We start from the raw sequence: 17,850 nt of genomic DNA, 5'->3' as shown, positions 1-17,850 counted from the left end.
GATCCCTATGTCATTGCAGCTATTGTGGATGTCCGCCGACAGCCTCGTTGCCGCCTTTGCGCTGTCCTTTGTTGTGCCGGTGCGGCATGCGCTGCCGCTCGCGCTGATGTTCGGCCTGTGCGACGGGCTCGGCTCGGCACTCGGCGTCAGCCTGCCGCTTGCGGGTGGACTCGCCGCGATCCTGCTGATGGCGAGCGGTGCGGCGCTTCTCGTCCGACCGCCCATCGCGCAACGTCTGCTGACGGCGCCGGGCTGGCTCTACGTGTTGCCGCCGCTGCTGGCGATCGACAATGTCGTGTCGCGCACGAGCAATGCGCCGGCGCTTGCGGCGCTGTCGAGCGCGGTCATGGCCGGGCTCGGCTTCGCCTGCGGAGCCGTCCTGCTGAGCTGGTGCCGCGCGGGCTTGCGCGATGCGCGACCAGTGGCTGCGGCCTGCCTGATCGCAGGCGGAAGCCTGCTCGCCTGGGGAGCCTGACCATGGCCGGCTCCGTCACCACCCGCAGCTATGACCTCGCCAGAACTGGCGCGAACAATGCCGAGACGGTGCTGACTGCGACCGCCGTCCGCACCAAAGGCATCGTCAAGCTCTTCAGCATTCCCATTCCCGACGACCCCCGGCTCGAGGCGCAGCCGTTGGCTGTCGGCGGCGTGCACACGCCTGATGGCAAGACCCGCGACCTGATCTTTCAGGCCACCATGGGCAACTGGGTCTACGCCTTCGATGCGGTGACCGGCGTAAAAATCTGGGCGACGAATCTCGGCCGTCCCATCGTCGGAACGCCTGCGATCGACGGTCACATGACCAACGTCAATTGGGGGATCCTGTCGACCCCCGTGATCGACGAGACCGCCGGCATCCTCTACGCCTGCGCCTGGATCAGCGACGATGGCAGCGTCGCCAGGGCCCAGCATTTTCTCGCAGGCTTGCGGATCAGCGACGGCGCCAAGGTGCACGACCTGCTCAATCTGGAGGGCGCGGTCTACACGCCGCCCGGCGGCCTGCCCGTGCAGAAATTCGTCTCGATTCAGCGCAAGCAACGCAGCGCGCTGACGCTGACGGGGAACCACGTGCTGATTCCCTTCGGCACAATCAGGGAGACCTCGGCGGCGGCGCGGGGCTGGCTTATCGCGGTCGATGTCCATGCCTGGCATATAGCGGCCGCATGGTGCTCCACCGTGACCGGCTCCGGCGGCGGGCTGTGGCAGAGCGGGGCCGGTCCCGCCATTGCCCCCGACGGTTCAATCTATGTCATCACCGGCAACGGCGCGTTCTCGCCGCAGCATGGCGATTTCGGCGAGAGCGTGGTGCGGCTGGCCCTGCACACCGGACCTCTCACGCATTTCGAGGTGCTGTCGTGGTGGACGCCGTGGACAGACGCCAACCGTGTCGGCGCCGCGGCCGCAGCGCTGCTCGACGATGACGATGCGCACGCGCTGCCGTCGAACGTCTCGCTGACCGCGGTGATCGGCCATGCCAAGCGGATGGGAATGGCGCTCACGCCGCTCCATGCGCGCGAGACGGCGCATGTCGCGGTGACATCAGGGCCCGACGCAATGGATGCACAGATCGCGCCGGTCGTGGCGCATCATTTGGCTGCGATGCAGGAATCGGCGTGGAGCGATCAGGACTTTGGATCGGGCGGACCGGTCTATGTCGCATTGGCTCACGCCGTGCTGGCGGCGGGCAAGGACGGCATTCTCTACACCGGGAACGCCGCGGCGCTCGGCGACACGCAGCCGGCCGATCTTCAGGCCGGCCACTTCGCCGCCAATTATGCCAAGCTCAAGATGCCGCCGATCCTCTATACGTTCTTTGATCCTGCCGTGCCGCCGGCGCCGGACTCACCAACGCAACTGAATCTGTTTCCAGGCGGCGCGACCCGGCATCTGCACGGCACGCCGTTGCTGTTCTCGTCGACCGCGCATGGCGTGATGCATATCGTCGGTGGCGAGAACAGCACGCTGCGGGCCTGGTCGATCGCGACCGACGGGACCTCGACCTATCTCGCCGGATCCAACGAGATCGCCTCGGTGCAATCGCCGCGTCCGTCGGGCGGCATGCCCGGCTGGAGCATCACGCTCGCCGCCAATAACGGCACTGATGCCATTATCGTCGCGATGGTCCCGTACAAGGACAGCAACATGCTGATTAGCCCGGGCCGCTTCCTGATCTATGACGCCGAGAATTTCGCGACCAATCCGGATGGCTCGAAGCGGCTTCAGGTGATCTGGGACAGCGAGAACTGGGGTCCTGAGCACGCCTTCATGCATCCCAAGTTCAACCGCCCGATCGTCTGGAAAGGCCGGATCTATCGCCCGACCTATAACGGACTGCTGGATGTCTATGGGCTGACGAACTAGAGCTGGCGTGGCGAGCCCCGGAATAACGGCGGCGCAGTTGACCCTCCCCTGGAGGGCCGCGGCGCTGCGGGCGCGACACCCATAATCATGGGGGCGGCGGCGCTGGCAACCGCTGGATCCGGATCGTCGCCGTTCCGCTGTTGTTTTGGTAGAACTGGACGCGTCGTCCCTGCACCGGAACGAGCCAGCGCGGCGCGAGCCGCGTGGAGATGAGGCGTGGGAAGAGCTGGACGGCGTCGTTGACGTAGAAGAACAGCTCGCCGGCCTCGGGCGCCTCGAATTCCGCGACGAGCTGCTCGGACAATCCCTGCTTGCGCCAGAGCGCGCGCGCCGCCGGCAGCGCCGCGGCCGGGATCGGCTCGAAATCTCCGAACGGCTTCCAGACACGATTCAATTCGCTGCCCTGTGTCTTGAACTCTGGGGAGTCCTCGACATGGATCGGGTAGTTGTTCTTGCTCTCGTCCTCATAGGCCGGCACCGTCGCGTTGACCCGCCGCGGCAGCTCGTTCGTCGGCAGTCCGTTGATGGCCTGCAGCGGCAGATCGTAAGATCCGCGCGCGCCCACCCGCACGACCGGCTGGAACCAGTCGGCGCCCTGCAGCCGCAGGATCGGGACGGCGAGGCGGTGGGTCGGATCCGGCGGGGTCTTGAATCCGTTCAGGCCGGTCATGATGGTGCGGTCGAACCACGGATCTGCCATCTCAATCCAGACGCGGTATTTGCGGCCCTTCTCGACCGCGACGCGGCTTGGCCAGCAGAAATCGCTGACGTCGAACAATTCGCCGTCGCGCGCCGTCACCGGCGTGTCGCCGACGGCACGCGTCGATGCGCTGCTCTTGCAGAAGTCGCCGACGCCCGCGCGCCAGTCGAGATAGCCGCGGGACAGCAACAGCAGAGCGGAGCCGAAGATGGCCGCGAGGAAAACCGCCGGCATCAGGACGTTGGTGAAGGCCATGCGCACCGGCCAGGCGTGCAGCCGCATCCAGCGGCCGATCGCGAGCAACCAGCCGGATTTGCTGACCCGGCTGCGCGATGCCATCCGGTCGGGCCGGTACCAGGCCAGTCGGGCGCGTTCCTGAATGCTGTCGCGCAGCGCCGCATTCCTGTTCCACGCGATCAGGATGATGACGACGAGGACCGTGGTGAGGAAGGGATAATAGAGCGCGATCGCGAGCCATGGTGCCGCGTAGGACGGCAACACGCTCGCGAGCAGATCGGCGAACGGCTTGACGACCGTGCCCGTGCCGTTGTCGATCGCCGTGATCCATTTGAGCAGGGTGGTATCTTCGAGCCCATGCGCCTTGGACGATCCCACGACGGTGCGTGCGATCCAGGGCCATGCGGCCAGGATGCCGAGCGCGATCAGCAGCGAGAAATAGGCGAAGCGGCGCCACCACACGGTGTCGAGGACCTGCCGCGCCATCTCGGGATTCGGCGGGCTCATCGCCATGAAGGCGTCGGCTTCCGCCGCCCTATGGCCATCGCCTGCCCTGTTCGCGTAAGCGGACCTCATGGCCTTGCGCGTTTCGTCCCGCGTCAGCGGCAGCACCTGGCCATCCGGCAGCAGCACCCTGGCATTTGCCGGAAGCATCAGCGGCGCATAATTGTCGCATCCGTGCAGCATGCGCTCGACCACGCCGAAGTGCACCACCGGCGGTCCGCCATCTTCCACACGGTCGTGGATCGGCCGCGGGCCGTAGCGGTACAGCACCCCGGCGCCGCTGCGCGAATCGTGCATCGGCCCGATCGCCGACTGGTACTTGCGGAAACGCTCGATCGTGCCGTCCTGGAAGCGGAGCCGGTTGCCGAGCTGCTCGGCCATCCAGACCAACGGCACAAAGGACAGCGTGGATTCCGGATAGCCGCCGCCGATGTCGGAATGGGAGCCCGCGAACCACACCTCCTTGACGGTCTGCTCCTCGGCAAGCCCGGCCTGGTCGATGCGCAGCGGATGGAAGGTGGTGCGTTCGTCGTCGAGCGCGAGCGCATGGCAGGCGTGCTTCACCTTGTTGGAGAGCCGGTAGTTTCGGAACGAGATCGGCCAGATCGCCCAGTCGATCGCGACACGAAGCTCCTCGATCGGCACGCCGAACGCCTCGACCGTGTCGAACAGTCCGAGGAATTCGATCTTGACCGCCTTGCGGCCGTCCATGGCCTCGCGGACCCTGGCATAAGAGCGATGCCGGAAAACGAGATGATAGAGATAGATCAGCACATCTCGGATCCAGCGCACGACCCAGATCGTCGGCAGGCTGCGATAGCCCACAGACTCCTTGCGATACTCCCGCCACGCGGCCATCGTGTTGCGCTGCATCTCCGCATGCGACACGGCGACCTTGTCGATCACCGCCGGCACCAGTCCCTGGCTTGCGATCAGGGCTGCCAGCGTGCGCGCGGTGAAAGCGCCGCGGCTGAAGCCGAAGATGTAGATCTCGTCGCCTTCGCGCCAGTTCCAGCACAGGAAGCGATAGAGCTTGCGGACGTTGGCGGGCACGCCGACGCCGGTGGCGCCGTCGAGGGCGGCGAGCGGCGCCCAGCCGGCGGTGCCGACGCCCTTGATGTAGTAGGCGATCTGATCGGGCTTGGTATGGTCGAGCGCCTCGTAGAGACGCCAAACGCTGGATTCCTGGGTGGTGAAGGCGTTGCCGGTGCCGTCGGCAAACAGCACCAGCTTCCGCGGCGGACGTGCGTCGGGTGCATTCGCAGCGGCTCTTGGATCATCGTGCGTATGGTCCGGCCTTGCAGCACCGCCATGCAGCGCCCCGTCCTGGTGCGTCATGGACTCCTCCAAAAATTCAGTTGGGGATGCTTTAAGCCCGGCTCGGGCGGCATCCTTCAAATTCAATCAGTGATTTCATTGTGAAATAATGGATGTATTTCGTTCACAATCGCGCTGAGGTAGCAAGCAAAATTGCGCCGTCTTGCTCCGGCTGTCTATGATCTCCGCCACAATCGGCAAAAGAAATGCCCCGGCAAGCCCGGGCGTGACTCCTCTTAGCGAAGCGGCTGCTATTGCGAAGCGGCCGCGCGGCCAGTTCTCATTTGCCGTTGCCGCGGCAGGCGCCGCCCGGGCCGATGTGGTAGCCGCACGGGCAGGCATGCGCGGCGGGGTTGGCGAAGTTCTTCAGGCAACCGCTTAAAGCGTCTCCACCTTCGGCGGCGGGTATCGTCGTGCCAGTATCGACAGCGGCAGACGCCGCTCGTCCGCCGGCAGTTCGAGCCAGGCCAGCACCAGCGGCCGCTTCCAGTCGCCGACGCCGAACTCCATGTCGACCCATTTCTGCGGCTCGGGCCCGTCGAGGCCGCGGACCCAGACGAAATAGCGAGGCAGGTCGTCGGTGTCCGTCGTGGGTCTCCTGGCCATCACTAGCTCACTGCCTCGACATCGGTTGCTGCAGGATATAGGCATCGGCTCGGCGAAGTCGAACTCAGGTCCCGGGGATATGAACGAAACCGCGATCGACAGTTGGGGTGACGCCTCGGACGTCGTGACGAGGCTGGCCGGCTCCTGGTCGTTCAACCGGGTGATCGAAGGGCAAGGGGGCATGCAGGGCCTTGCGACCTTCACGCCATTGCATGCGGGCAGCCTGGCCTATCGCGAGCAGGGACGCTTGAAACTCCTGAACGGCACCGAGCTTGAGGCCGAGCGCGAGTACGTCTTCTGCAATCGCGACCGGGGATTCGACGTCCTCTTCAAGGAAAGTCCGCCGCGGCTCTTCCACACGATCGAACTCGCTGCATCCGATGGCGGAGCCTTGAGCGGAAGCGCTGGCCATCTCTGCAATCTCGATCATTATCAGTCGACGTACACCTTCTGCGGCCACGGCGGCTTGATCATTCGTCACGTCGTGTCGGGCCCGCGCAAGGACTACACGCTGACGACGATCTACACGCGGGTGGCGTGAGGCGCGCCGCCACTTGGCAACGTCACAGCCAGAGCTCGGAGGTCGCCACCCGGTTGATGTCGGCCAGCCGCCGCTCGGCATCGCCGCGGAGGTCGAGGCTTGCCACCAGCGCCAGCAGGCGTTGATAGGTGCTGTCGGCGACCTCGACCGGCAGCGGGGCCTCGTCAAACGCCTCGACATAGCTGCCGACGAGACCGCTCAACAGGCGGCACAGGCCGCGCTGGTCGGGATCGTCGCGGCCGAGCGTTTCGAGCTTTTGCTGAAAGTTTTGGAAGGTCCGCAAACCGTGGTGCTGTTCGGAAAGCCACGCGTGCAGGTCGTTCATCTGAGCCTCTTCGGTGAAGTGAAGAAGCTAAGGGCTTATACAGTGGGGATGTGACGATTGGTAGAAGGCGGACGAGATGCTGTCATGCTGTGACAGTCCGCCTTCGCCAAGGGGCTTCAGCGGGACAGCCTTCGCCGCTTCGCTTGGATAGGGCTTTGCGTGGCTCGCCCAGCCGTAGCTGCGAAGCAGCGAAGGCTGGTGCCTCTGGCCGATAATCGCCTGATGGCATAACCATTTGAATTTGAAGTCATTTTTTTTCATTGATGGCTGCCGATACCAAACAGCAATACCAACAAGATGACGTAGGGTACTAGCCGGCAAAAATAAAATTGCAGGCTCCGCAGCAGGCGCCGCCCATTGTGCTCCGGGCTCCAAGATCGACCTGACCGGAATCGCGTGGCGCCCGTTACGACGCGCGAGTCCATCAAGAGCGGCCTTCAAGCAGCATGCGTGGCAGGATCAGCCCAAGAGTCATGGCGAGTATGACCAGAAATGCCGTAGCTCCGTTGGCAGCGATGTTCGTCAGCAGCGTATGCGGCGCACGAGATCCTATCGAGACCAACTCGACGAAGGTGCTCGCTGCCTGGAACAGAAAGAAGCCCGGAATCATCGAAACAACCGCGGAAAAGCCGAGCGCGGCGAAGGGTAAATGCAGGCGGTCGACAACCGGCGTGACGATGATGCTGACCAGAATGCAGGCGACAAGCGCTCCGGTCGCGACATTCGACCCCGCGAGCGAGATCATTGCCCAGCGAGCCGCATGTCCGAGCATGCCGGCTACTATGGGGAACGGCAGCATGCGCCACGGCATCGAGAAGAAGGTACCAAAGGAGGCGACGGCGCACCCTGCTGCAATCACGTCGGCCAGGAGCGGAACGGGCGCGGACGGCCCAGCTACCGGTAGGGTTGCGCCACTCGTGGTAAAGCCCAATAGCAGCCCGAAGCAGATCACAAGCAAGATGATGCAGGCATAGGTCAGACGAGCGATGCCAAGCGCGATCCGCGTGCGTGCGAGATCGATGGCTCCGTTGAGAAGATGTGGACCAGGTACCAGCACCATGCAGGGACAGAATGCGACCAGAGCGACTGCAATCGTCTGGTGCAAGCTGATAGCGGCGCCGGCCGCCACGATGCCGGCGATTAGGGCGGCACAAAGCGGCTGGATGAAAGGGTTGTTGCTGAAGCCTGATAGCCAGCGGCGGGCGAGCGCGCCGAGGGCGGCGCTCGCCGCGATCAGCATGAGACTCGTGGCATCGAGTGCGCCGAAGATTACTCCGAGCGACGCCGCGCCGATGGCTGCAAATGACGTGAAGTGCAATGTGCATACGGGTGGCAAGCTTCCGGCCGATAACAGTGCCGGTCGGACTTCGTCAGCACTTAGCGTGCCGTGGCAGACCCGATCCACCACTCTTGTGATGGCTAGCACCCTGTTCATGTCAATGCCGAGCGGCTTCGTAGGAACGATCTCGGACAAGGATGTATCTTCGAACTCGACCGTAAGTTTGTCCCAATCTGGCAGTACCTTCGCTCGCACGCCCAGGGCTCGACCGAGGCGCTCCGCAATCACGACGGTACGCTCTGTGGTCTGGCCGTGAGCGAACAGCAGCATGGCGGCCAGTGCAACCACGCCTGGTGCTGCCTCGCGCGCCGCGGGCTCGAGTTCAAGCGGAGAAGATCGAAAGGCGGCAGTCATGGTTGCTCACCATCTCGTACTGGGTGGTCCAGCCGTCATCGACCGAGATGGCCGTGCCCGTGATTTGGTCCGCCGCAGCGACTTCGATCTGTGCGATGACGCGCGGTCCGACTTCGCTGTCTGCGAGCTTCCTCGGAACCTCCGGAGCGAGCACCGGCGAGCCGAAGTGCTTCCACGACGTTGAACCGCAAGCTACCAGCGCGTCGTCGATGAGACTTCTGATCGTGCGGGTGCAGCGGCCGCATTCGACGCTGCAGCCAAGGCAGCCATAGATCTGCTTGGTGTTTCCCGGAGAGTTGTCTGTGACCTTGACAGCATTACGTACGTCGTGATCGCTCAACACGTTGCAGGAACAAACAATCATTGGAGCACGCGACCTTCTGTGATGAAGCAGTTGTATCGCCCGTCACCAGCCGAGACGCACCTGCTGATCGCCGCTGATCCAACAGCAGATCGATCGACGCCTTCACACGGTTTGCGAGAAACAAATTGGGGATGCCAACCGGCTAGCGAGCAGCCAAGGCGCGAACTCACTAACGCGATGAGCACGCGCCCTGGTCGGCTCTAACCCAACACGCTGTCAGTAGTCCCAGATGGCCGGCACCCAACGAAAGGCGTCACCGTCGACCGCCACATGGCCGACGGACGGGAACGGCATGTGAGTGGCCACCAGCAACTCTCCGGTCTGCGCCAGCTCCCGCAGAAGACGGACCCGGACGCGGGCTGACTCCTCGGGGAAGTGTTCGAAGCCATTGTGCCAGTCGGGGTGCTCGAACCCGACCGTGAACACGGCGTCACCGGCGAATGTCAGCCGGTCGCCGCCGGATGCCAGACGGACTATGCTGTGTCCGGGCGTGTGGCCGCCGGTGCGAGTGACGACCACCCCTGGTGCCACTTCGTGCTTCTCCTCGAACAGCCGTAGCTGGCTGCGGTACTCGTTCAAGAACCGCTTGGCGGCCGATCGAAGCGCGTCCGGGAAGCCCGGCGGCATGGAGGTGCGCGAAAAATCGGGCGACGCCCAGAACTCGACCTCGGCGGCCGCCACGTGGATTCGCAGGTCCGGACGCAGCCGGTCCTTCATCCCGTCGACGAGCAGCCCGCCAATGTGGTCCATGTGCATATGGGTCAGCACCACGTCGGTCACCGATCCAAGATCGATACCGGCGGCCTCCAGTCGCTGGGCCAACCGCCCGGCCCGCGGCAAGTTCGCGTCCGTCCCCCAACCTGCGTCGACGAGTATGGTCCGGCCGCCGCTACGCACCACGACCGCGTTCAGCGCCCAATCGATCATTTCCGGCGGCAGGAACATGTTTTTCACCCAGGCCGCCCGGACGGTCGGGTCGGTGTCGTGTGCCAACATCTTGGTTGGCAGCGATAGGATCCCATCGCTCACCACCAGCACGTCAATCTCGCCGACCCGCAGCGCGTAGCGCGACGGGACCAGTTCGTCGAGGTGCGGTCTCGCCGCGTGTGAGGTGTTTTCCAGGCTCACGTCTGTCTCCTGCTGCGTGTCGAGGATGATCTGATTCATCTTTGAAAACTCCTGCGTTTGATCTTGGCGTTTGATCTTGGCGTTAGATCCTAAGCGGTCTGCGCTTCCTGCGTGGGAAGCTGTCGTGGTGCTCAGAGATCGGCGACACGCTCTGCTGGTGTGTCACCGCGATGGTCTATCGCACCTGACTTGCGACTGCCCCGGAGCGATTGCCGTTGCTATCGAGCGATTGCTGCTAAGAAGCCGACTATTCCAGCATGACGCATTCGTCGAAATGGGTAACTTGATGGCCATCGGCACGCTCAATTGCGTTGAGCCGTCCAATAGCCGGAGCATATGGAGCTCCCGGCGCGACCGTTCCACCTGCCGCCACCGGTGGTGCCGGCGAGCTTGCCGGAGCCCGAAGCATACTTGTCGTGAACCGTGACTGACGCGCGCACCGCGCCGGATCGCGCCACGTATCCTCTGAAATTCAGCAGATTCGGGTGCGAGACGATTCCGTCGGAAACATTGACGGTGAAATTGTAGCTGGGCTCGCACACGCCTCTTTGCGTCACGAAGACGAGGTCCCAGGACCCATCATAGGCCGATCGCGCCTGTGCGGCCGAGGTCAGCGTGACGAAGCAGCTGGTTGCAATCATCCAGAGCGCAGGCGTCTTCATGGTACTTCTCCGTTTTTGTGGAACGATGGTTCATTTGCCTTGGGCCGCGGTGCTGTCCAGCCGGGGTCGAGACCCTCCGGCAACGGTCATGACCACCGAACACTTAAGCTCATTCTCTCGCGGTTACTGCACAGTCCAGCCGAGACGAGGGGACACGAACTTGGGCGTAGTTCGGATCCCGGTCCGCGTGGGGGAGGTGAGCGCCGTCTCCGGTCGTGATGGACATCACCGGATTGATCTCTTGCGGGGATTGCGCCGGAATTTCCACCTCCTCACCGGTTGCCGATGTGAAGCGAATGGCCAACGAAAGTCCGTACACGATTGCCGGTGCGACGAATCTCCGCCGCGGTGCGATTGCGAGGGAGCTGACGAAGTTCCAGGACATCGTTTGTCTCCGTTATTGAGTGGGCACTGTGACGGTTTAGCTGACCGAGCCGGCGACTGCCCCAGAGCGATTGCCGTGCTTGCAGAGCTGTTGCTGGCAACGCACGCGCCGCCGCCAATCGCTCGGGGTTTCGCTGGTGAGCTTCCTGAATGCCAAGGCGAAGGCGCTTTGAGAGGAGTAGCCAAGCGCCGCTGCGACCGACACGATCGATGCGTCGGTGTCATGCAGCATCTTCATGGCCTGATCGAGCCGCTGTTGGCGCAGCCAGGCATGAGGTGAAAGCCCGGTGCTATCCTTGAAGGCACGGCAGAAGTGGAAGCGCGACAGGCCGGCATCGGAAGCCAAGGCAGCGAGGGAGACGTCTGAATCGTCATCGGAGCGCAAGCGTTCGATGGCGCGGCGCAACGCCGTCGGTGATAGCCCACCCCGGATCGGCTGGAACGTGGTTGACGAGCCGGTGTGTGCTGCCAAGAGGCGCGTGGCGAGGAGCTCCGTCATCTGCTGCCTGAATATCGCGTCCAGGATCCCGGGGCCGTCCAGGAAATCCGCCGCGCTCATGAGCAGCCGGGATGTCGTGGGGTCTGGATATGCCGTTCGCTCGAGGAGATCGCTCGGTGCGACCTTGTCGGCCTCGCTTGAAATGCGATCGAGCGCAGCTTGCGGCAGATAGAGCTGAACAACACTCATGGGCTGGCGAATGTCCCACCGTGAGGTCGAACCGGCCGGAATGATCGTCACAACTCCTGGGCGCGCCGTTCCTATCGCAACCGAGTTCCCGGTGCGCCGCTCCAGCCGCTGGGAGCCGGTGGGGTAAGTCATGACGACGTGCTCAGCCATGGGCTCGACCACGTCGTGCAGAGCTCCATGCTCCCAATAGGCAATGGCGCCGCCGCGCGGGTCCGAGACCATGCGAAGCGGTGTGGTCTTGAGGACGCGCGCCATCTCCACATCCGCAGGACGCCGGTCGGCGATCGGCAAATTGCCCTGGTGCGCCCTAGGCGCGACTAGCAGAGCCTCCAAAGGATCGCGCAACATCGGATTGCTCATGGCGGTCTACTCGCGTTTGGAAGGCCATGCGCTCACTCCGCACAGGCCCTTCTACGGATCAACGAGGCGCCGTTGCCTCCTTGCTCGTAACAATGATGGCAAATGCCGCGCGACGATATCGTGCAGCGGGCCTGGTCACATTGGCTCGGTGAATAGACTGACCTGTATCTTGGGATAGTACCGACGCGACGTCCGCTGTCGCGCAGACGGCCGCACCGAGCGATTGCGGTTGGCCGTGGTGCCGGAGGGCTGATTTTCGTCAAAATTGACGCGATGGGCACGCACGTTAACAGCAATCTCTCTACAAATGCACCAATCACTCCGGGGCAGCAGCACGGATGGTGCGGTAGAAGCCGTCGTGCTCACGCAACTACGCTGGCAATGCTGGCCCGGAACAACTCGGTCAGTCGAATTGCGAGGAGCCGCTGCGAAAGGCACTCGAGCACACACGCATGGACGCGGCTTCGCTAATCCATTCGGTGGCCCAAAGAAACCGAGATTCTAACCGACGGATGGATCCTATGATCACAGTCACCAAGAAGGATGGCGTCCAGATATCATGCCAGGATTGCCAGCCCGATGTTTTCCCTCACAGTTGGCCGCTGACCGCGGGCGAGCGGCAGAGCCAGATGCTCTACTTCGGGGGTGCGTCATGATACTTGGTATGAGCCTGGCGACGTTCACCATGGTCCATGTGATCATCAGCCTGATTGCAATCGTGGCAGGCCTGATCGTGATGTGCGGGATGCTCGGCTCGAAGCGGATGCCGGGCCTCACTGCGACCTTCCTTGTATTCACTATCCTGACTAGCGCTTCAGGGTTTCTGATTCCGCCGCTGCTGTTCGAGAAACCGTTGCCGTCCCATATGATCGGTATTCTCTCGCTGGTTCTGCTGGCGATAGCCTGTGTTGCGCTGTACGGGATGAAGCTCGCCGGTGCCTGGCGCTGGATCTACGCGCTAACTGCGATGGTATCGCTTTATCTGAACATATTCGTGCTGGTGGTTCAGTCGTTCCTGAAAGTGCCGGCGCTGCATGCGCTGGCGCCAAGCGTGCCGCCGGCCGAGCCGCCGTTCGCCATCGTCCAGGGCATCGTGCTGGCATTCTTCGTCGTCGTCATCATCGGCGTGATCCGGCGATACCGGTCGAAACCAATACACGCCTGACTTCGGGTTCGTCGAACCCGGCAGTCACCGACATTCAGAATCGTCGTCCAAGCGGACACGCGTGAGCCTGAGGAGTCCGGCTTGCGAAGCGAAGCGGCCTGCGCAAAGCCAAGGTAGCCGTCGCTCGCAAGCTTGCCGTCACTCTGCCTCGAACGTGCATCGAAGGTACAGAATTCAAATGGTCATCAACGCGGGCTGCTGATCGGCCTGCGTTAGAGGATGAAGGGGTTCTCGCTGACCAGCGGGAGCGAGCGACCTCCCTTGGTCGGTTGCCGGTGTGAGATGGCCCTGCGCGATCGGCGAAGACGCTGGCGTTAGCAGCAATCGCTCTACAGGTGCGGCAATCGCTGAGGCGCAGCCCTCGCTTCGATGCGCTAGATCACGGTGGTGCCGACATCCAGCCGGATTAAAACGATGATTTCGAAGGAAACCGAAGCCGGTGACAGGCCCGGCCTCGAAAGGGCGATCGCAAGAGGGCACTCCACGCGAGATCACTAGTTAGCAAACGATATCGATCACCGAAATCAAGGAGACGCCATCATGTCAAAGCTTGAAATGCTGACCCCCCAGAACAGCGCCATCGCGCTGATCGATTATCAGCCTGCGATGTACCAGGGCGTGCAGTCGCACGACCGTCTGGTTGTCTTCAACAACATCCAGGTTCTGGCAAAGGCGGCAAAGCTGTTCAAGATTCCGACCGTGCTGACCACAGTCGCGAAGGACAGCTTCTCCGGTCCCTTCATGCCCGAAGTCACGGACTTATTTCCCAATCACGACATCATCGACCGTACCTCGATGAACTCCTGGCTCGACGCAGGCTTCCGCAAGGCGGTTGCTGCCACCGGCCGCAAGAAGTTCGTCATCGCCGGCCTCTGGACCGAGGCCTGCGTGATGTTCCCGACCCTCGACATGCTGCGCGAGGGCTACGAGATTTACATCCCGGCCGATGCCTGCGGCGACCTCTCGATGGAGGCGCATGAGCGCTCGATGGAGCGTGCGATCCAGGCTGGCGCGATCCCGATCACGTCTTGCCAGTATGTGTTCGAACTCCAGCAGGATTGGGCTCGCTCAGAGACCTATGAAGGCGTCATGGACATCCTGCGCGCGCACTCGCCATACGGCATCCAGGTCCGCTTCTCGAAATGGGCGCTGGGCGAGCATGCCTCGGAAGGCGGCTCCAAGGCGGCCTGACGCAGGATTTGCAACGCATTGCATGCGACGCCGACGGAGAGATCCGCGGGCGGCAACACTGAAGACGCGGAGGGCGTCATGAAGGTTTACGTCCTGTCTCTCGGTGCCGGCATCCTCGTTGGCGTGATCTACAGCCTCCTCAATGTGCGATCGCCGGCCCCGCCGCTGGTGGCGCTGGTAGGCCTGCTCGGCATCCTCGTCGGCGAGCAGGCGATCCCGGTCGGCAAGCAAATCATGGCGGGGTCGGGGTTATCCGCTGCCTGGCGGCAGGCGAAATGCGCGCCGCACATGTTCGGATCGTTGCCCGGCCGGCATGCCGGCAGAGAAACATCAACCGCCAGCCCCGCGGAGAAAGCATCATGAGCGCTCCCGATACAATCCTTCATCGCGGCCTTTTCACCACCCTCGACCGTTCCAACCCGACCGTGAGCGCCGTCGCCATCAAGGACGGGGTCTTCACGGCGGTCGGCCGCGACCACGACGTGATGAAGCTGGCCGGGCCATCGACCAGGGTGATCGATCTGAAAGGACGGCGTGCCCTGCCGGGGTTGATCGATAATCATCTCCACATCATTCGCGGCGGACTCAACTTCAACATGGAGTTGCGCTGGGACGGCGTGTGGTCGCTCGCTGATGCCATGGCGATGCTGAAGCGACAGGTGGCGATCACGCCGCCGCCACAATGGGTGCGCGTCGTCGGCGGATTTACCGAGCACCAATTCGCGGAGAAGCGGCTCCCCACCATCGACGAGCTTAACGCAGCGGCGCCCGAAACGCCGGTGTTCATCCTTCACCTCTATGACCGCGCGATTCTGAACGCCGCCGCGCTGCGCGCGGTTGGCTACGCCAAGGACACTCCGGAACCTCCGGGCGGCGAGATCGTGCGCGACGCCAAAGGCAATCCGACCGGCCTGCTGCTCGCCAAGCCGAACGCCAACATCCTCTATGCCACGCTCGCCAAGGGACCGAAGCTGCCGTTCGACTACCAGGTCAATTCAACCCGGCACTTCATGCGCGAATTGAACCGGCTCGGCGTCACCGGCGCGATCGACGCCGGCGGTGGCTTCCAGAACTATCCGGAGGACTATGCGGTCATCCAGAAGCTTTCGGACGAGGGGCAGCTCACGATCCGTCTGGCCTACAACCTCTTTACTCAGAAGCCCAAGGGTGAAAAGGACGATTTCCTGAACTGGACCAGGACCTCCAGATACAAGCAGGGCACCGATTACTTCCGCCACAATGGCGCCGGCGAGATGCTGGTGTTCTCGGCCGCCGATTTCGAGGATTTCCGCGTCGCGCGCCCCGACATGTCGCCGGAGATGGAAGGCGAGCTGGAAGAAGTCGTGCGTGTGCTGGCGCAGAACAGGTGGCCGTGGCGGCTGCACGCGACCTATGACGAGACCATCTCGCGCGCACTCAACGTGTTCGAGAAGGTCAACCAGGACATGCCGCTGGACGGCCTGCACTGGTTCTTCGATCACGCCGAGACAATTTCCGACCAATCGATCGATCGCATCGCCGCGCTTGGCGGCGGCATCGCCGTGCAGCACCGCATGGCCTATCAGGGCGAGTATTTCGTCGAACGCTACGGATACGGCGCGGCTGAAGCGACGCCGCCGGTGAAGACGATCCTCGACAAGGGCGTCAAGGTGTCCGCGGGCACCGACGCGACCCGGGTCGCATCCTACAATCCCTGGGTCTCGCTCGCCTGGCTCGTCACCGGCATGACGGTCGGCGGCTTGCGTCTCTATCCGCCGCGCAACTGCCTCGATCGCGAGACCGCGCTGCGGATGTGGACCGAGAATGTCACCTGGTTCTCGAATGAAGAAGGCAAGAAGGGGCGCATCGAGGTCGGGCAACTCGCTGATCTGATCGTTCCGGATCGCGACTATTTCTCGTGCAGCGAAGCCGAGATCGCCGACACGACGAGTGACCTCACGATGGTCGGCGGTCGAATCGTCTATGGCGCGGGAGACTTCAGAACTCTCGACGCCAACGAGCCGCCGCCAGCGATGCCAAACTGGTCGCCGGTGCGCACTTTCGGCGGATACGGCAACTGGGTCGGGTCGGACGGCAAGGCACAGGCCGTTAGAGCCCACGCCATGCAGATATGTGGATGCGCCAACGCCTGTGGCGTGCACGGTCACGACCATGCCCGCGCCTGGTCTGGCAAGTTGCCCGTCTCGGATATCAGGAGTTTCTGGGGTGCGCTCGGCTGCGCCTGCTGGGCGGTGTGACATGGCTGCGATGACAGACACACCGCGCTGGATATCGGCCACTCTCTCGATGCCCGGATTGCTGCCGATCGCGAGGATTGCGCTGGTTTCGGCGTTCCTGATCGGCGGGATCCAGAAACTCGCTGATTTTCCCGCAGCCGTCGCCGAGCAGGCGCATTTCGGTTTGGAGCCGGCATGGCTATGGGCGATCGCTGCCATCGTCGTCGAACTCGGCGGCTCCGCGCTGGTGATTGTCGGGCGCTGGGTCTGGCTCGGGGCAGGGGGCCTCGGCGTGCTGACAGCGGTCTCCATGCTCGTCGCAAACAATTTCTGGGCGCAGACCAGTCATGACCGCTTCATGGCCACCAACGCCTTCTTCGAGCACCTGGGCTTGATCGCCGGTCTGGTGTTGATCACCGCATTATCCCTGCGCGAACAGCAAAGAGGCTACCATGCTTGATGACCGTCATCTGATCAAAACCCTGCTGCTGGCAGCCGCGATGCTCACGGGCCCGTCCGCAGCCATTGCGAGGGACGCGGAGCAGGCAGTTCCGCAAGTTGGCGTCGGCGCACAATATGACACGACCCATGTCTATGTTGCGCCAGACGACGTCGACAAGTTCGTGACAAGCTTCCTTGCCACCTTCGGTGGTCAGAGCACGAAGCAGGTGGTCGCGACCGTAACGCCCACGCCGAGCAGCACGACGTCGCAGCTGCTGCAGACGCCGGTAGGCACCGTCTCCCTGTTCGGCTTCAAGACGCCGATCCCTTATCCGTTCGGCGCGGAGCGCACCGGCTACCTCGTCACCGATATCGATGAGGCGATCGAACTCGCCAGGGCATCGGGAGCGGACGTGCTTGTGGCTACCTTCCCTGATCCGATCGGACGCGACGCCGTCATCCAATGGCCGGGTGGTGTCAACATGCAGCTCTACTGGCACACCACCAAGCCATCCTACGCGGCGTTCGAGACGATCCCCGAGAACCGGGTATACGTCTCGCCGGAGCGGGCCGACGCATTCACCCGGAGCTTCCTGCGTTTCTCACGGGGCAAGATCATCTCGGATGACGCGAAGGCGCCGGGTGTCGAGATCGGCCGCCCGAAGGACACATATCGTCGCATTCGCATCGAGTCCGTGTTCGGAAAGATGACCGTGTTCGTCACGGACGGTCAGCTGCCTTTCCCCCACGGCCGCGAACTCACGGGCTATGAGGTGACCAACCTGAAGGACACCTTGGCGAAGGCGGCGGGAGCAGGAGCCAAAGTCCTCGTCGAATCGTTTGCATCGGATCGCAGGGATTCGGCAGTCGTGCAGTTCCCAGGCGGCTACATCGCGGAGATTCATGCCACCGTTAGATAGTTTCCCGTTTGCAGCGCGCGCCACCCTCGACGCTAATGACCGGCACG

At 63.2% G+C, this 17,850-nt stretch carries 17 protein-coding genes and 1 pseudogene; 9 read left to right on the top strand and 9 right to left on the bottom strand.

Annotated elements, in window-relative coordinates; genetic code table 11:
• The first annotated feature begins 7 nt into the window (after window positions 1-7).
• Window positions 8-475: a hypothetical protein gene (locus ACP2YP_RS36485; RefSeq protein ID WP_426421135.1), complete on the top strand. Its 468-nt coding sequence runs from the start codon at window positions 8-10 to the stop codon at window positions 473-475.
• Window positions 476-477: 2 nt separating this feature from the next.
• Window positions 478-2,361 carry a hypothetical protein gene (locus ACP2YP_RS36480; RefSeq protein ID WP_426421134.1) on the top strand — a complete coding sequence of 628 codons (1,884 nt, stop codon included), beginning with the start codon at window positions 478-480 and terminating at the stop codon, window positions 2,359-2,361.
• Window positions 2,362-2,446: 85 nt separating this feature from the next.
• On the opposite strand, the gene ACP2YP_RS36475 is transcribed toward ACP2YP_RS36480, so the two are convergent.
• The 3 genes from ACP2YP_RS36475 to ACP2YP_RS36465 all read right to left on the bottom strand — a co-directional run bounded on the left by ACP2YP_RS36475 (window position 2,447) and on the right by ACP2YP_RS36465 (window position 5,725).
• Entirely contained in the window at window positions 2,447-5,140 is a 2,694-nt protein-coding gene (locus ACP2YP_RS36475; protein ID WP_426421133.1) for a DUF2235 domain-containing protein, read from the bottom strand.
• A gap of 259 nt (window positions 5,141-5,399) precedes the next feature.
• Window positions 5,400-5,585, bottom strand: coding sequence for a hypothetical protein (locus tag ACP2YP_RS36470; protein ID WP_426426399.1), 186 nt, complete (start codon window positions 5,583-5,585; stop codon window positions 5,400-5,402).
• Window positions 5,498-5,725, bottom strand: coding sequence for a hypothetical protein (locus ACP2YP_RS36465; protein ID WP_426421132.1), 228 nt, complete (start codon window positions 5,723-5,725; stop codon window positions 5,498-5,500). The genes ACP2YP_RS36470 and ACP2YP_RS36465 overlap by 88 nt, the downstream gene beginning before the upstream one ends.
• Before the next feature lie 79 nt (window positions 5,726-5,804).
• Between ACP2YP_RS36465 and ACP2YP_RS36460 the strand changes: the two genes are divergently transcribed.
• Window positions 5,805-6,266, top strand: coding sequence for a DUF6314 family protein (locus tag ACP2YP_RS36460; protein WP_426421131.1), 462 nt, complete (start codon window positions 5,805-5,807; stop codon window positions 6,264-6,266).
• 22 nt (window positions 6,267-6,288) lie between these two features.
• On the opposite strand, the gene ACP2YP_RS36455 is transcribed toward ACP2YP_RS36460, so the two are convergent.
• The 6 genes and pseudogenes from ACP2YP_RS36455 to ACP2YP_RS36430 all read right to left on the bottom strand — a co-directional run bounded on the left by ACP2YP_RS36455 (window position 6,289) and on the right by ACP2YP_RS36430 (window position 11,870).
• Window positions 6,289-6,591, bottom strand: coding sequence for a hypothetical protein (locus tag ACP2YP_RS36455; RefSeq protein WP_426421130.1), 303 nt, complete (start codon window positions 6,589-6,591; stop codon window positions 6,289-6,291).
• A gap of 424 nt (window positions 6,592-7,015) precedes the next feature.
• A complete protein-coding gene (locus ACP2YP_RS36450; RefSeq protein ID WP_426421129.1) occupies window positions 7,016-8,284 on the bottom strand; it encodes a threonine/serine ThrE exporter family protein in 1,269 nt (422 codons plus the stop codon).
• 187 nt (window positions 8,285-8,471) lie between these two features.
• Window positions 8,472-8,648: pseudogene (locus ACP2YP_RS36445) on the bottom strand ((2Fe-2S)-binding protein); the annotation flags it as partial.
• 216 nt (window positions 8,649-8,864) lie between these two features.
• Window positions 8,865-9,815 (bottom strand): MBL fold metallo-hydrolase, encoded by a 951-nt coding sequence (locus ACP2YP_RS36440; RefSeq protein ID WP_426421128.1) that lies wholly within the window; start codon window positions 9,813-9,815, stop codon window positions 8,865-8,867.
• Between the two features lie 263 nt (window positions 9,816-10,078).
• The gene (locus tag ACP2YP_RS36435) at window positions 10,079-10,438 is read right to left on the bottom strand and encodes a hypothetical protein (protein WP_426421127.1); all 360 of its coding nucleotides are present in this window, start codon (window positions 10,436-10,438) and stop codon (window positions 10,079-10,081) included.
• 421 nt (window positions 10,439-10,859) lie between these two features.
• A complete protein-coding gene (locus ACP2YP_RS36430; RefSeq protein ID WP_426421126.1) occupies window positions 10,860-11,870 on the bottom strand; it encodes a helix-turn-helix domain-containing protein in 1,011 nt (336 codons plus the stop codon).
• Between the two features lie 652 nt (window positions 11,871-12,522).
• Here ACP2YP_RS36430 and ACP2YP_RS36425 point away from each other — a divergent pair.
• From ACP2YP_RS36425 to ACP2YP_RS36400, 6 genes are all read left to right on the top strand, one after another.
• Window positions 12,523-13,035: a hypothetical protein gene (locus ACP2YP_RS36425; RefSeq protein ID WP_426421125.1), complete on the top strand. Its 513-nt coding sequence runs from the start codon at window positions 12,523-12,525 to the stop codon at window positions 13,033-13,035.
• Window positions 13,036-13,575: 540 nt separating this feature from the next.
• Window positions 13,576-14,226, top strand: a complete 651-nt coding sequence (locus ACP2YP_RS36420; RefSeq protein ID WP_426421124.1) for a hydrolase — start codon at window positions 13,576-13,578, stop codon at window positions 14,224-14,226.
• Window positions 14,227-14,304: 78 nt separating this feature from the next.
• Window positions 14,305-14,589 carry a XapX domain-containing protein gene (locus ACP2YP_RS36415; protein ID WP_426421123.1) on the top strand — a complete coding sequence of 95 codons (285 nt, stop codon included), beginning with the start codon at window positions 14,305-14,307 and terminating at the stop codon, window positions 14,587-14,589.
• Window positions 14,586-16,463 (top strand): amidohydrolase, encoded by a 1,878-nt coding sequence (locus tag ACP2YP_RS36410; protein WP_426421122.1) that lies wholly within the window; start codon window positions 14,586-14,588, stop codon window positions 16,461-16,463. Before ACP2YP_RS36415 ends, ACP2YP_RS36410 begins: the two co-directional genes overlap by 4 nt.
• 1 nt (window position 16,464) lies before the next feature.
• Entirely contained in the window at window positions 16,465-16,902 is a 438-nt protein-coding gene (locus tag ACP2YP_RS36405; RefSeq protein WP_426421121.1) for a DoxX family protein, read from the top strand.
• A complete protein-coding gene (locus ACP2YP_RS36400; RefSeq protein ID WP_426421120.1) occupies window positions 16,895-17,803 on the top strand; it encodes a glyoxalase in 909 nt (302 codons plus the stop codon). Before ACP2YP_RS36405 ends, ACP2YP_RS36400 begins: the two co-directional genes overlap by 8 nt.
• Window positions 17,804-17,850 lie beyond the last annotated feature (47 nt).

The sequence above is a fragment of the Bradyrhizobium genosp. A genome (genome assembly GCF_049949275.1).
Classification (GTDB): domain Bacteria; phylum Pseudomonadota; class Alphaproteobacteria; order Rhizobiales; family Xanthobacteraceae; genus Bradyrhizobium.
Note: the sequence above shows the minus strand (reverse complement) of the source record. Positions and strands in the feature narration are given on the sequence as shown.